Consider the following 14,924-nt stretch of genomic DNA (forward strand, 5'->3'; position numbering starts at 1 on the left):
TAAATAAAATATTGAAAATCTGCACTATATCGTACTTTTATAAAACCACTATAGTAGTCAATTTCCAATAATCTAAAATCCAAAATAAATAATTATTAAAATAAAGTTGATTTCTTATATATAATTTACTATACTAAGGTGGATGTTATAATTGTAACATCGCATATCTTATTTATCAATAAAAACTAAAGGGATGTTACAAAAGGAGTTCTTATGTCACTAGCTTCAAACCTAGAAATTAAGAAAATATCGAAAGAAAGTATTCAAACAGCATTAATACTGCTTCTAAAAGAGAAAAAGTTGGACGATATTACTATAAACAATATTGTTGAAAAAGCAGGCGTATCACGTATGGCTTATTACCGCAACTATAAATCTAAAGAGGATATCCTAATGGATATTTTTGATGATTTTATGACAAAGATAACTAAAATATCTCTTCCCTATATACAAACAAAACAATGGTATGAATATTGGAAGGTTCTATTTGATCATTTTGCAGAGCATGTAGAAAGCGTCAGGTTATTATTTGACTGCAACTATAAGATATTCATTCTGAACTACCTGAATAACTTTTACATTAACAGCATAAAAATCTCTTCGGTTACAGAACGTTACCGTATCTATGGTCTAGTTGGGATGTTCTTTAATATGCTTGTTGAATGGATTGAAACTGATATGTTAATTAGTTCTGAAGAATTAGCGGGAGTGTGCTTTAAATTATTTTATGATCAGTAGAATTTACGCATTAATTTTGCTTTTGCGTAAAGATATGCCCCTTAAAATAATGTGGACGTGGAATAATGATATTAATAACTTATTCTGCTAGATATAGTCATAATGTAAATAATTGTGGCCAGATTCATATTTTTAGTAAAAACAACGCAAACCCTTTAATTCCGCTACATTGAATACCCGCTATGCAAAAAATCTGATAATTGATTTTACTTCTTTTTATCAGATTTTTCTATCTTGAGGGTAACGTCAATGCTAAGAACATTTTTAACTTTTAAAACTAGAGCTGCGCACAGATTAACATTTGTAGTAGTCTTACCCACCCCAACCTTTTGATTAAATATGCTTATTATTTTAGTTGTTTATTTTAGCCTCTTCATTATTATATTCTTTTATTTTGTTATATAATGTTTGCCTTTTTATACCTAAGGTCTTAGCAGTCATTGTTTTGTTTCCATTAAATCTACTTAATGTACTCATTATTATCATCTTTTCATAATCAGACAGTGTTTTTTCTGTTTTTTCTTCCTCTAACTCATTATGTGTAATGCCAGTTATTTCTTTAGGAAGATATTCTCTCATTAAAAATTCCTCTTCCTCAGGTGCAATCAGAACAGCGTGCTCTATTGCGTTTCTTAGCTCCCGGACATTACCCTTCCACTCATACTCTAACAAATATTTTATAGCAACAGGATCAAAATATTTTAATTTTTTATTATATTCCTCAGAAAATTGTGCCATATATAAATCTGCAAGAGAAGGAATATCTTCTTTTCTCTCTCTTAATGGTGGAATTTCAATATTAACTACATTTAATCTATAATACAAATCTTCTCTGAAGGTACCGTTCTTAGCCTCATCAGACAGGTTTTTATTTGTAGCAGCAATAATCCTTACATCTACATTTATACTTTTTTCAGATCCTATTTTATTAACTTGTTTTTCTTGCAGTACTCTTAAAAACTTTACCTGTGCTTGAAAGGGAAGCTCCCCAATTTCATCTAAAAATAAAGTGCCACCATTAGCTAACTCAAATTTACCCTTCTGAAAACGATCAGCACCTGTAAATGAACCCTTTTCAAATCCAAATAGCTCAGACTCAATAAGGTTTTCAGGTATTGCACCACAGTTAATAACAACAAAGCTTTTGTCTCTTCGGCTACTCATATTATGAATTAATTTAGCTATTACTTCTTTACCTACTCCACTTTCACCTGTTACCAAAATGCTTGCTCTGCTATTTGCTACTTTATTTACTATATCAAAAACCCTTTGCATTTTTTCGCTCTTAGCAATAACACCATCATATTCATATTTACTTTCTATTCTTCGTTTTAGGTTTCTGTTTTCCTCTTTTAAACTTCTATGCTCAATAGCTCTTTTTATTGCAAATATAAGCTCATCATTAGAAAATGACTTTTCTATATAATCTATAGCTCCCATTTTCACAACCTTTACTGCTGATTTTACATCTGCATATGCAGATATAAATATTGTTTCTATATACGGGTCAACTTCTAATGCATGTTTCATTAACTCAATGCCATCCATCTTTGGCATTCGTAAATCGGTAATAAGAATATCTATAATATTATTATTTAAAATATCTAAAGCTTCAAATCCATCCATTGCGGTAAAAACATTGTAATTTAAGTCGCTCAATATGACCCTTAGTGTTTCTCTAATAGACTTTTCATCATCAACTATCAATAAATTAGCATTTTTCATAATGTTACTTCCTTTCTTTAACTATAGGTAACATTAATGATACCGTAGTTCCTCTAGATATATCGCTTTCAATAAATATGTCCCCGCCTAATTTTTTTATAATGTTAAAAACAATTGATAAGCCTATACCTGTACCACATTCCTTTGTAGTAAAAAAGGGATCAAAAATGAGGTTAATATCATTTTTAGAGATACCTGTTCCATTATCCTTAATATCTATATAAGCATCGTAGGTTTTTTTATTTATACGAATTTCAATAATTCTTTCTTTATTTTCTTTTATTGATTTTAATGCATCAATTGAATTTAATAACAAATTTATAAATACTTGTTTTAAATTATCCTTGTTATAAGGTAATATAATTTCATCCGAATTATATTCTATGTTTAGCTTTATTTCATTCTTATTAATAGTATATTTTAATAATGTTAATACCTCATCAATAACTTCATCTAAATAGCAGTTTCCTATAGAATAATAGCTATCCTTGCTCATGCTTACAAGTTGATCCGTAACCCTATTTAATCTGTTACTCTCTTCCTTGATAATGTTTAAAAGATTTGATAACTCAGTTCCCTCATTACCATATTTAGACAATAGGTATTCACTAGCATTCCTTATTGGCAATAGTGGATTTCTAATTTCATGAACTAAACCCGCTGTTAACCTCCCTAATGCAGCTAACTTATCTGCCATAACTATCTGCCTTTGAAGTTTTTCTATTTCCGTATTATCTCTAAATATGCAAATGCAGCTTTTTATAGTGTTGTCATAATTATACATAAATGATGTACTAAACCTTATTCTTAAAGTACTTCCATCTTTTCTTACCAAATACCCGGGCTCTTCAAAAAATGTTCTTTGATTATTAAGGCTTAATGCTTTTTCTTTATTTTCCAGTTCAAGCTGTAAAACTTCAATATTTATACCTAATATTTCACCAACGCTGAACCCTGTTATTACTTCTGCTGACTTATTAAAAATAATTATATTACTTGAATTATCAATAACCATAATACCGCTATTAACGTTATCAAGTATTTTGTTTGAAAAATTTTTAGTTTCCTTAATGTTACTATTTAGCTCCAATAATAATGCTGCTTGGGAAGCAATGATATTGATTAATTGAACCTCATAATCAACATATTGATTAGTTTTTGAGCTAGATACACTCAAAATTCCTACGCTTTTATCTCCAACAACTAATGGTACTGCTAAGAACGATCTTATAATGGGATCCTCATTATAATATTGCCTTACCTTTACTTCATTATTTTTAAGAGCATCATTGATAAGTATTGATTTTTTATTTTTTGCAACTAATCCAACTGCCCCCTCACCAATTTTAAAGGGCATTCTTCTTTTTAGTTTTTCTGCATCACTTCCTAGACAAGAAGCTATTTCTAAAGTGTTTTCATTGTCATTTATTCTATATATGACCGCCATATCAAATACAATAAATTTTTTTATAAAATTAAATATAATATCAGATGCAGCTTGAAAATCCTTAACCTTTGAAATTTGATCAAATGTTTCTGATAGTAAATATAAATCAGTACCCTTCGTATTTTTTGCCATTAGTTCATCCCCTTTAACATATGCGAAATTTATTTAACTAAATGCCCCTTTAGAAAGGTCAGTAACTAATCATTTGTGCAACAGTTACTAAAACAACAGCTACAATGCTAAGTATTATATTTAATTTTATTATATGTTTAACCCAAACATTATAAGGAATATCCGCAAAAGTTAAATAGTAAATCATAGCAGGCCATAACATGTTTGTTATGCCATCTCCAAATTGAAAAGCTAATACAGCTGTCTGTCTCGTAACTCCTAATACATCTGATAATGGAATCATAATAGGCATAGTTGCTGCTGCTAATCCACTACTTGATCCGATGAAGAAATTCAATATTGATTGAACAGCAAACATTCCAACTGCAGCTACAGATGAACCCAACACCATTAATGGCTGTGAAAATGAGAATACCAATGTATCCAGTATCATTCCCTCTTCCAATATTAACACAATAGCTCTAGCGAAGCCTACAATTAATGCTCCATATGTTACACCTTTCATACCCTTAGTAAATTCACTGGCAACCTTATTTGGTGTAAACCCTCCTACAAGTCCAGCTAATATACCAACGCCTAAAAATAAAGCTGATAATTCGATTGTATACCATCCGTGTTTTATAACTCCGTATACTAATAATAATAAGCTACCTCCAAATACAAGTAAAACCAGCTTATGTTTTATTGTTAATTCACCAGTGTCTCTAAGTTCAAAATCACTGGAATCTCTTTGACTTTCATAACCATATAAAACACTTTTGGTTGGATCAACCTTTACTTTTTTGGCATAGCTTAAAATAAACCAAATGCCAATTAAAAAAAATACTGCATAACAAAATAAACGATACCCTAAACCTGAAAACATAGGCAGCTCTGCTATACTTTGAGCAACACCAATTGAAAAAGGATTTAAGAATGCACCAGCAAAGCCAATCCATGCTGCAGTTCTTACAACATGAAAGCCAACCATTCTATCATAACCTAAAGCTAGACACATTGATATGCCTAGCGGTATAAATGGAATTGTTTCTTCTGCAAAGCCGAAAACAGCACCTAGCATTGTGAACAAAAATGATATAAATACTAATAACAGTGTATCTTTACCTTTCATTTTATTAACTAAATGCAAAATAGCTGAATCCAGTGCACCAGTGCTTCTAATAACCTCTACGGCTCCAGATATGATAAATATAAATGCTATAATTCCGCCTGAATCTGATATACCCTTTGGAATAGTTTTAAGAGCTCCAAATATACCTACTGACCTATCTTCTATGTATTTGAACGAATCCGGATCTATAACCGTCCTTCCAGATGCAGGGTCTTCTATCCTGTCAAAGCTTCCTGATGGTACAATCCAAGTTAACACCATACTTATAATAATAATTGAAAATATAATTATATATGAATTAGGATTCTTTATACCCTCAATAAAACTACTCTTTTTCTTATTAATCATTACAGCTTCCTCCCTTGTATACTTCAAATAAACTTTCCAAAAATTAATTCAGCTTTTTCAAATCAATTTTCTCCATTTCTTTTAATATTTCAATAATAGTGCCATGTTAATTCTTATAATAGCTATTAATTTTACTTTATTATACCTAATAATTTACAATTCATCAATTTATAACATTACTTAAAATACAATAGACTGTAAATAAATTAGACAATCTTAATATATTTAATAAAAGATTCGTCAAATTAATTGACACTAATGTATAATATATAAAAATATTTGAAATATTAGAAAGTTTATAATAAAAAGAGATACACAATATAAGGATATTATAATAGTTTGTTAAAGTTAGAGGCTAGTTAAACCAGTCTCTAAAAATTTAATAAGTATTCAACTAAAATGGTCCGTATCCTATAAAGTATGCTATTGAAACTGCTATACAAGCTACTACTATTAAAGTAGCTGTTAACTTCCATATATGTTTGAACCAACTACCATATGGTATATCTGCAAATGAAAGTACGTAAATCATATTTGGCCAAATCATGTTGGTTATTCCGCCACCTAATATAAAGGCTAAAATTGTAGTTTGTCTAGTTATTCCTAATATATCGCTTAATGGAATTAAAATAGGAAGAGTAGCTGCTGCTCTACCTGCAGATGAACCAATAAAGAAAGTTATTACACTATAAAGTAAAACCATTCCTATTACTGTAACAACTCCACTTACTTGAGACAATGGTTGAGCTAATGAGTACACTATAGTATCTAATATTTTACCATTTGCTAAAATAATAGCAATTGCACCTGTGAAACCAGCTATTAATGCTCCACTAGTAATCCCAGCCATTCCAGTAGTAAATTCCTTAGCTATAGTGTCTGGCTTATAACCACCAGCGAAACCAGCTACTACACCAGCTATTAATAATACAGCCGCCATTTGATTAGTACCCCAACCAAACCCTTCAATCCCATAAACTGCAATTATTAGACCTAAAGAAAATATTAATAATATAAATTTATGTCTTGTTGTTAAAGGTCCAATATCTTGAATTTTGAACTGAGATTGATCTTCTTTGCTTTCATAATTACATATTACACTATTTTTAGGATCTTCTTTTACTTTCTTAGCGTAATACAGGAAGTATGCGGTGCTTATTGCCATAAATACCACATAGACTCCAGTACGATATCCTAAACCAGACATAATAGGAAGTCCTGCCATCTCTTGAGCTACAGTTACAACATATGGATTTATTGTTGAAGCAGCAAATCCTACCCAAGTAGACGTTCTTACTATGTTAAATCCAACTACTCTATCGTAACCTAGACTGAGTGCCATTGCCACTCCTAGAGGAATAAACGGTATTATCTCTTGAGCAAACCCTAGCAAAGAACCAGCTAGAGAGCATATGATAATAGTTACAATTAATAAAGGTGCATCCTTTCCTTTAAACTTTTCTACTAATGCTAGAAGTCCAGCATCTATTGCACCAGTACTTTTTACTACAGCTGTGGCACCAGCAACAATAAATATAAATGCAATTATACCAGACATGTTTTTTATCCCTAATGGTATAGCTACTACGGCGTCAAAAAGCCCTACAGGTGAACGTTCTATATACTTAAAAGATAAAGGATCCACAACTTCTCTTCCAGTTGCTACATCTTTGACTCTCTCATACTGACCAGCTGGTACTACCCATGTAGCTATAACTGCAAGAAATATTAATAATATTATTATAGTATAACCATTTGGGTTTAAAGGTTTTCTTTTCTTTACTGTTTCATTTCCAGTTTTATTTTTCATATAATGTCTCCCTTTAATAATTTATTTTATTTTTGAATCATTCTTTAGTTTTAGCCGCTTCTATAAACCATTTAAATATTTCTCCAGCAGTTTCATCCTTCCATGATAACTCCTCTGGATGGAATTGAGTTCCTACTAGAAATGGATAACTTGTTGACTCGATACCTTCAATAACATCATCGTTAGTCTTTGCAGAAACAATAAAGTCTTTAGGTAGCTTATCTGCCTTTTGAACATGAAAACTGTTGACATTCCATGTTTCAGCACCTACTATTTCGTATAACTTGCTATCTTTATTAACCTTAACTTCATGCCACGGATCTCCACCATATAAGTTTTGCTTATGACCATCAATAACATCATCAGACAAACTGCCACCGAAAACTTCCAGTATCATTTGAAACCCTCTACAGATTCCTAGTATAGGTATTCTTTTTTCATAAGCTTTCTTCATTAGAGCAGCTTCAAAATCATATCTTATTGGCTGCTGATCTCTCAATGTTGGGAGTCCTTCTTTTGATTTTCTTTTAACGTCCCCTCCTCCTGTAAATAGCAATCCATCAACTACATTCAATATTGAATCTAAATAAGAATCTAAAGAGTCGTCATTATATTCTGGAGCTATTAGTAATGGAACTCCGCCAAATTTAACTATCGCTTGCGAATAAGGACGACCTGCATAATAATAGCCGCCGCCTTCAATAGAATCACCCCAGGTTTCAACGCTCCATGGGCATGTTACTCCAATAACTGGCTTTTTCATTTCGTACCTCTCTTTAATTAAGTGGTAGTGTCAACTAGACACCCCTATTTTTTATGACATTATAGTATAAGCAAAATTTGTGCCAAACCCTATATAAACTTTAGTTATAGCTGAAATCATTGCAGTGTTGGGTAATTTGACTAATATTATAGTTGCTTTTAAAAATATGATTAATAATACTGTCAAATAATTAGGCACCTTAGTAGAATCTTTGGTTTTTGCTGTTAATTATTTTTACACACTTTAATGTTTTGTTCTTTTATCTTATTATAAAATACTTGCCTTTCTATACCTAAGACTTTTTAATTTGTGATAATGTTGATTCAAGCATTAGCTAAAATAACGAGACTTTCTAATGCTAGAACTACAATGGAGTCATACATACATTCATTAGATACCATAGAAAAGAAATCAGCAACTGAATTAGAAAACTTTATTAATGATTTGATGGCGAAATAATAAACGGGCAAATTTATAGCAAGTAAATGCTAAAAATTTGCCCGAGATTATTAATCAATGTAACCATTGAAATTAACGCATATCATGAAACCTTTCTGTATAAATATAAAAGATAATTTATAACAGAATATCAGGAAAATGGGTAGTTTCCAATGTTAAAAAATATTTTTTGCCCCAGATTTGCCCAGAGCACATATCCTAGCCTCTGGACCCATTGGAATTACTGGTTATCAGAAGCACATTCCACATGCGGCGTATTAGGTCATTGAGTAGTATTTTGATTACTTTTAAGTAATTTTACTATATTTACAGTTGTTTTTAAATGTTAATAAACTATTATTTGCCAAAAACTTATTTCAGGCTTTGTAATTATTGAATTTGCTTAACAGAAGCACTATTTCCACATGTTTTGAGTTGCCATTATTGACATCAGGTTTCTTGGAAATATGTCGACCATTTTTTAGGGTTTTCGTGGTATGTGGAAAAATATCAATGGTTTTGAAGTTTTCGAGAACATATCAACATCATTTACTACTTTTATAAATATCAAATCACTATCAAAGTGGAGTGCTTATTTCTCAAAGCACCCCATATCAGAATATAGACGAGGTAACAAATGTCTTCTGCTGGGCGCACGTAAGGAGATACTTTCTTAATAGTATACCTTTGGATTCAAAAGGTATAGAAGTGCCCGGTTTAAAAGGAAATGAGGGCCGGGAATATATAAATAAGCTTTTTAAGATAGAAGATAAAATATCTGGTTTATCTTTGGAGCAAAAGTTCCAGAAGCGTCAAGAAGGTATTTATAGTAATCAGTTCAGAAAGTCACCTGTTTTTCAATTATTATTAGCCCTCTTCAAATATCTCTATAACCTCAAACCCCTCCTCGTTAATGGCATCACATAATTCATCTTCCGTTAATACACCCCGGACATATTCTACAATGATGGATTTTTCCTCTAAATTTAAGATTACCTTATCCACACCGCTCATGCCCTCTAAAATTCGAGATACGGCACTGCCCATTGGCATATTATCCATACCCTCAACAACAATAACCTTTTTCATTTATTTCCTCCTATTCTGCAATCAGTGCATCCACATATTTAACTACATCATTCACTGTCTGGAATGTATGAACATCTTCATCGTGAATTGTCACTTCAAAACGCTTTTCAATTTCGATCATCAGTTTTGCAATATCAATCGGTTCAATATTGTATTCTGGTGTCAATGGTGTTTTTCCACTTAAATCATTTTCGGAAGCACTTATAATCTTGCAGAGCAAAGAAATAATAATATCCAGAGTCATATTCTGATACCTCCTTGAACCAAATAACTTTTTTCACCTGTATAAAACAGATTGAGTCGATGCAGAGCACGGGTGCTGGCGATATACAACAGCTTTTTATCATTGACTGAATGATAATGCTTTTTATCTACACCGTAAATTAGGACAGAATCAAACTCCAATCCTTTTGACATGGTGATAGGGATAATAAACGCTCCTGCTGTATTTAGGTTTTCACCCGAGCGTACCAGATGAAGGCTCAATTTATCTTTTAAACGCATGTAAAGAAATTCTGCTTGCTGTGCATCTTTACATATAATTCCGATAGACCCATAACCTTGGTTTTTGCTGTAAATAACTTCTTCGATAATTTTCTCGTCAAGCAAATCCATTTCAGTAGCTTCAATAACCTGTGGCATATCACCACTGCGATTAAAACTCTCAAATAGAGTACTATCGTCCAAAAACTGCATACTAAATGAAAGTATCTCTTTGGTGCATCGAAAGCTTTTATTCATAACCATTAAGCAGGAACTGCACGGTTGCAAGATCTCCGTGATTCTTTCATACAAGCTCATATTTTCCTTTTTTTCAATTGTTTGATTGATATCACCCAATATGGTATACCGTGCATTTGGAAACAATCGTTTTAAGATCTCAAAATGAAAATCATAGTAGTCTTGTGCTTCATCCACTACGACCTGCCGGATGTTTCTGTAGTTATCATTTGTACTGATCAATAGCTGCAAATAGGTTACAGCCAAAGCATCCTCATTTTGAAGCGTAGATTCTGCGAGCTGTTTCTTTGAGTAAGTCAGTATTTCCTCAATGTTGTTTGGCAATCCAATTTCAGCTGAAAGAGAAAGCAATAAACCATCTGTGTTTATCAATTTTTTGTAAAGCGCAATAGCATCCAATTTGACAAACTCATCAACTTTTTGAGCGAGAAGAGTGCTTTCTTCAATAGACAGCTCTCTTGCATATTCTTCCCAATCAAAAGGATGCTCAGGGTCTTCCCTTGCTTGCCGCAACAGTTTAGGCATCCGATCTTTACGCATCTCATGTATTTTATCAAAGATATACCGGCGCAAATGGCTCAGTTTTACCGCTAGACTAATATTTCTATTCATTTGCAGCAGACGTTCTTTTAAATGCTGCCCTGTAAAAACTATTTTTCCATCATACTCAATATCGGGAAAGACGATATGAGATGTTGACAGGCTATCTACATATCTGTTTATTATTCTGACAAAGGCTCTGGACATTTTGAATTCCATTGATTGCTTTTGCAGAGCTTTCGCAGCAGATGATGTGAAGGAAATCAGCATTTCGGTTTGGTTGTAGCGGGACTGAAATGCTGGCTTATCCGGCAGACTATTCGTTACCAAATCATCAAACACAACAGATTTCACTTCATCCTCACCCAGCTCCGGCAAAACATCGGAAATATATTGTTCAAATAGAGTGTTAGGGGATAGAATAATAATATCTTTCAGTCGGCTTGAAAGACCCTGATATTTGAGGTAAGCCACACGATGCAAAGCAATGGAGGTTTTACCGCTTCCGGCAATGCCTTGCACCATAAGCAAGTCGTGAGACACATCTCGGATGGCAATATCCTGATCTTTTTGGATAGTTTCTACAATGGTTTTCATTTTGCTGGATGTGTTTTCAGAGAGCATTTTACGTAAAAACTCATCTGCAATCTGAACATCGGCATCAAAAAAGTACTCAAAGACTCCTTTTTTTATTTCATATTGCCGTTTCAGCCCAATATCTCCGGTAATGCGGCCACCCGGTGCATCATAATATGCATTTCCGGTTTCAAAACGGTAAAACAGGCTTGCAATAGGAGAACGCCAATCATAGATGATAATTCTTTTCTCCTGATCATTAAATAATGTCCCTCTGCCAATGTAGATTTTTTCGTACTGTTCTTTACTTACAGAGCAAAAATCAATCCGGGCAAAATAGGCCGATTGCAATAATCGCTCCAGCAGCTGTACTTTTTTTGCACTGGATTCTATTGCCAAAGTATTGCTGGCAAGTGGTTGATAAAATTGGCTTAACTGAGCCGCTCCATCAAAATCATCTGCGGAATGGGAGGCATTCTCCCACATTTCTCGGTTTGTTTCTCTTAAGGCTTCTATGCTTTTGGAGTTGACTTTTTTAGCATCCTCCAATTGTTCGTGAATGACATCAAGAATCTCATTGTAATGAGCAAGTTCAATTTTAAATTCCTGTTCATAGTTTTCCAAGTAAACACCTCATTTCGAATGGTAAAATCTAACATTAGCATCATGACAATCATTTATATTGCTCAATGCCCACATTGGTGGTTAGGGTTCACCCTATTGCAACAGCTTTGTTTCAAAAGATTACGCTTCATCACTGCTTGCAAGACATAACCGAAACATACGGACGGCTTCACGAGTAATATAGGCCTTTAGCTCTGTTTCATTCTCAATCAAACCTCTTCCTAAAAGATAATTTGAAATTTCTCCTACAATGTAGCAATGGGTATTATGAAGAATTCGTTTGGTCACATCTCTATTTGGGTATTGCCCATAAAGTTCTTTCCATATGTTGGATATATGCTGATTTAGCATTTTGTTTGTTGCTTCTGTTGTTTCAATATCTTCCTGCGGACGATCTCCATCAATATATTCATGCCATGCAAGTCGAAACCATCCTTTGTTATCCAGATACATTTCGACACAGGCCTCGAAGAAATAAGTAAGGCGCATCTCTGCAGTATTTGCTACATTCAGCTTTTTTGTGAGCATTTTCATAAATATCTCCTGTATAGCAACGTGTGTTTCCCATAACAAATCATTGTATGAGGGAAAATAATTATATAAATTTGTATGGGCGCATCCTAATGTTCGGGCTATTTCTCGAAGATTAAGACCTCGCAAATCACTATTATTGCGCATAAGCTCAAGAGCTGTTTCTACAATTTGCTTTTTAGTTATATTCCTTTTCACTTTGCACCTCCATCTTACATTACCAACGGTAATTACCGTTGGTAATGTAAGCATACTCCTTTACACTTTTTTTGTCAACAAAAATGTCATTGGTTTAAAATGAAATATGAAAAGTAAATCTTGCTAATACAGAGTCTGTTTTTATTTGCAGGTACTTAATATCTCTGTTCCATACTTGGCAAGGAGTATGGAATGAACAATTACTCGAAAGGCTTTCTCATCAATAGAAATTCGCGAGGAACACAAGGATTTTGGTTATCGAAGAATATATGGAGAACTTAGCTTAAAAATCAACAAAAAGAAAGTTTAAAGACTAGTTCAAAAGCTTGGTTTGCAAGTAAAATCATATACACGCAAGAGCAGAAAATATTCATCATATAAAGGCGTTGTAGGCAGAATTGCAAAAAACATGGTTAACAGACGATTTAATACAAGCATTGTTCATCAAAAAATTACAACTGATACAACAGAGTTTAAGTATTATGAATTTGACGACAAAGGAAGATTGATAACAAAGAAGATGTATTTCGATCCATTTTTAGATATGTTTAATGGAGAAATTCTAAGTTACAGTATTACCCGAACACCATCAGCAGATGGTATTATGAACGCTTTAAATCAAGCGATAGCTGCAACAAATGATTGCAAATACAGAAGGACTTTTCATTCTGATAGAGGCTGGGCATATCAAATGAAAGCATATTCCAAAACATTAAAAAATAATAGGATATATCAAAGCATGTCACGCAAAGGTAATTGTTTAGACAATTCAGTAATGGAAAATTTCTTTGGTATCTTAAAGCAAGAAGTCTATTACGGAAACACATTTTATAGTTTTGACAAGTTAAAAGCAGAAATAGAAAAATATATAGATTATTACAATGATAAACGCACAAAGCAAAAACTTGGCTACTTTACTCCTGTCCAGTACAGGCTAAATTATCAAGTTGCATAAAAATAGCGTAGCAGATTTACTACTACGCTATCAAGTCTAACTTATTGGGGTCACTACAAATCAATATTCTTTACCACTCTGTTTTTTATTTTGATAATATTTTCAAATCGCTTTCGATGACTGCTGTCGTAAAGAAATCTCTTGCCGATAGCATCAAAGGTAAGTACCCCCATCGGATAGCTGGGTTTATTTTTGGCCTCAATCACTTCTGCGCCATCTCACATTCCTCCCTTTCAAACAAATTTGTTTTTACTCAGTCATAATAACATTTATATTTCTATCCCAGTTTCAGACTGATTTGATGCCCTTCCGCCGACCCTGACTTCTAGAATCTCATTATCTTCAGTTAATAATGACACTAATATTTCGGATGGTTTTTTCATCGTGTAACCTTGCTCAAAAATGATTTTCCTTGCTTGATCACTGTTGATTTTGCCATATTTGAAAAGATAACAGGCAAGAGCGCCATTTGAAGTACCAGTGGCCGACTCTTCGGGAATCTCAACCAAAGGAGCAAAATTTCTGCATTGTGCATTAGAACTGTTCTCTGATTCCATAGTGAAAACATGATAACCAATAGCATTATACTTCTGGCATATTTCTACAATCTTCTTAAAATCCGGCTGTATGGAACGAAGCACATCAAGATTATTAACTGGTACCATGATATCCCTCAATCCTGTCGAAACGATCTGAATAGGCAGAGAACTGTCAATTTCAGAGATTTGGATATTCATTGAACCTGCGATCTCATCCTTATCAATTGTCTCATAAAAAACAGGGACCGGCTGATTCATCATAATTGACAAATCCTTCTTTACTTCCACGTTTAAAATTCCAGCTAAAGTTTCCTGTGTATAATTACCCGGTTCAATTTGTCCAAGGCTAGATAACACGGAATAGGTACCTATTGTGGCATGACCACACAGGTCAACCTCCTCATTGGGAGTAAAGAATCTGACCTTAAAATCAGCATGGTCAGATTTCATGACAAATGCGGTCTCACTGTATCCTAGTATAGCCGCAATTCTTTTCATCTGCTTTTCCGTCAAGGTATCAGCGTCAAGAACCACTCCTGCCGCATTTCCGCCTTTGGTAGATTTTGTGAAGGTATTTAGTGTGTAAGCTTTTATTAACATTTTATTCCTCCTGACTATA

Annotated in this window: 13 protein-coding genes and 2 pseudogenes; 3 read left to right on the forward strand and 12 right to left on the reverse strand. The window is 33.2% G+C overall.

The genetic code is table 11. From position 1 onward, the window contains the following. The first annotated feature begins 213 nt into the window (after positions 1-213). A complete protein-coding gene (locus RBQ61_RS00865; protein ID WP_308138665.1) occupies positions 214-738 on the forward strand; it encodes a TetR/AcrR family transcriptional regulator in 525 nt (174 codons plus the stop codon). Positions 739-980: 242 nt separating this feature from the next. Here RBQ61_RS00865 and RBQ61_RS00870 read toward each other — a convergent pair. The 6 genes and pseudogenes from RBQ61_RS00870 to RBQ61_RS00895 form a co-directional block, all read right to left on the reverse strand. After that, a pseudogene (locus RBQ61_RS00870) lies at positions 981-1,088 on the reverse strand (ParA family protein); the annotation flags it as partial. Between the two features lies 1 nt (position 1,089). Continuing rightward, the gene (locus tag RBQ61_RS00875; RefSeq protein WP_308138666.1) at positions 1,090-2,463 is read right to left on the reverse strand and encodes a sigma-54 dependent transcriptional regulator; all 1,374 of its coding nucleotides are present in this window, start codon (positions 2,461-2,463) and stop codon (positions 1,090-1,092) included. A 4-nt stretch (positions 2,464-2,467) separates the two neighbouring features. Further along, the gene (locus RBQ61_RS00880; protein WP_308138667.1) at positions 2,468-4,042 is read right to left on the reverse strand and encodes an ATP-binding protein; all 1,575 of its coding nucleotides are present in this window, start codon (positions 4,040-4,042) and stop codon (positions 2,468-2,470) included. A gap of 58 nt (positions 4,043-4,100) precedes the next feature. Next, positions 4,101-5,501: a YfcC family protein gene (locus RBQ61_RS00885; RefSeq protein WP_308138668.1), complete on the reverse strand. Its 1,401-nt coding sequence runs from the start codon at positions 5,499-5,501 to the stop codon at positions 4,101-4,103. Positions 5,502-5,895: 394 nt separating this feature from the next. Continuing rightward, complete coding sequence (locus tag RBQ61_RS00890; RefSeq protein ID WP_308138669.1) at positions 5,896-7,311, reverse strand: YfcC family protein; 1,416 nt, start codon at positions 7,309-7,311, stop codon at positions 5,896-5,898. 37 nt (positions 7,312-7,348) lie between these two features. Then, a complete protein-coding gene (locus RBQ61_RS00895; RefSeq protein WP_308138670.1) occupies positions 7,349-8,074 on the reverse strand; it encodes a gamma-glutamyl-gamma-aminobutyrate hydrolase family protein in 726 nt (241 codons plus the stop codon). Between the two features lie 1,026 nt (positions 8,075-9,100). On the opposite strand from RBQ61_RS00895, the gene RBQ61_RS00900 reads away from it, so the two are divergent. Further along, positions 9,101-9,439 (forward strand): transposase, encoded by a 339-nt coding sequence (locus RBQ61_RS00900; protein WP_308138671.1) that lies wholly within the window; start codon positions 9,101-9,103, stop codon positions 9,437-9,439. Here the strand turns inward: RBQ61_RS00900 and RBQ61_RS00905 are convergent. The 4 genes from RBQ61_RS00905 to RBQ61_RS00920 form a co-directional block, all read right to left on the reverse strand. Beyond that, complete coding sequence (locus RBQ61_RS00905) at positions 9,380-9,601, reverse strand: heavy-metal-associated domain-containing protein (RefSeq protein WP_308138672.1); 222 nt, start codon at positions 9,599-9,601, stop codon at positions 9,380-9,382. The genes RBQ61_RS00900 and RBQ61_RS00905 overlap by 60 nt on opposite strands. Positions 9,602-9,611: 10 nt before the next feature. After that, positions 9,612-9,845: an acyl carrier protein gene (locus RBQ61_RS00910; protein WP_308138673.1), complete on the reverse strand. Its 234-nt coding sequence runs from the start codon at positions 9,843-9,845 to the stop codon at positions 9,612-9,614. Next, positions 9,842-12,082 carry an ATP-binding domain-containing protein gene (locus RBQ61_RS00915; protein ID WP_308138674.1) on the reverse strand — a complete coding sequence of 747 codons (2,241 nt, stop codon included), beginning with the start codon at positions 12,080-12,082 and terminating at the stop codon, positions 9,842-9,844. The genes RBQ61_RS00910 and RBQ61_RS00915 overlap by 4 nt, the downstream gene beginning before the upstream one ends. 120 nt (positions 12,083-12,202) lie before the next feature. Beyond that, entirely contained in the window at positions 12,203-12,811 is a 609-nt protein-coding gene (locus tag RBQ61_RS00920; protein ID WP_308138675.1) for a TetR/AcrR family transcriptional regulator, read from the reverse strand. Between the two features lie 223 nt (positions 12,812-13,034). Between RBQ61_RS00920 and RBQ61_RS00925 the strand changes: the two are divergent. Next, positions 13,035-13,766 (forward strand): annotated as a pseudogene (locus tag RBQ61_RS00925) (IS3 family transposase); the annotation flags it as partial. Positions 13,767-13,819: 53 nt separating this feature from the next. On the opposite strand, the gene RBQ61_RS00930 reads toward RBQ61_RS00925, so the two are convergent. Further along, a complete protein-coding gene (locus tag RBQ61_RS00930) occupies positions 13,820-13,972 on the reverse strand; it encodes a hypothetical protein (protein ID WP_308138676.1) in 153 nt (50 codons plus the stop codon). Between the two features lie 63 nt (positions 13,973-14,035). Beyond that, positions 14,036-14,905 (reverse strand): PhzF family phenazine biosynthesis protein, encoded by an 870-nt coding sequence (locus RBQ61_RS00935; protein ID WP_308138677.1) that lies wholly within the window; start codon positions 14,903-14,905, stop codon positions 14,036-14,038. Positions 14,906-14,924: the final 19 nt, after the last annotated feature.

The organism is Sedimentibacter sp. MB35-C1, from assembly GCF_030913635.1.
Taxonomy (GTDB): Bacteria; Bacillota; Clostridia; order Tissierellales; family Sedimentibacteraceae; genus Sedimentibacter.

Coding starts and splice junctions, on each gene's coding strand:
- RBQ61_RS00890 (WP_308138669.1), bottom strand. CDS start 7,311: ATGAAAAATAAAACTGGAAATGAAACAGTAAAGAAAAGAAAACCTTTA.
- RBQ61_RS00905 (WP_308138672.1), bottom strand. CDS start 9,601: ATGAAAAAGGTTATTGTTGTTGAGGGTATGGATAATATGCCAATGGGC.
- RBQ61_RS00895 (WP_308138670.1), bottom strand. CDS start 8,074: ATGAAAAAGCCAGTTATTGGAGTAACATGCCCATGGAGCGTTGAAACC.
- RBQ61_RS00885 (WP_308138668.1), bottom strand. CDS start 5,501: ATGATTAATAAGAAAAAGAGTAGTTTTATTGAGGGTATAAAGAATCCT.
- RBQ61_RS00910 (WP_308138673.1), bottom strand. CDS start 9,845: ATGACTCTGGATATTATTATTTCTTTGCTCTGCAAGATTATAAGTGCT.
- RBQ61_RS00880 (WP_308138667.1), bottom strand. CDS start 4,042: ATGGCAAAAAATACGAAGGGTACTGATTTATATTTACTATCAGAAACA.
- RBQ61_RS00875 (WP_308138666.1), bottom strand. CDS start 2,463: ATGAAAAATGCTAATTTATTGATAGTTGATGATGAAAAGTCTATTAGA.
- RBQ61_RS00865 (WP_308138665.1), top strand. CDS start 214: ATGTCACTAGCTTCAAACCTAGAAATTAAGAAAATATCGAAAGAAAGT.
- RBQ61_RS00935 (WP_308138677.1), bottom strand. CDS start 14,905: ATGTTAATAAAAGCTTACACACTAAATACCTTCACAAAATCTACCAAA.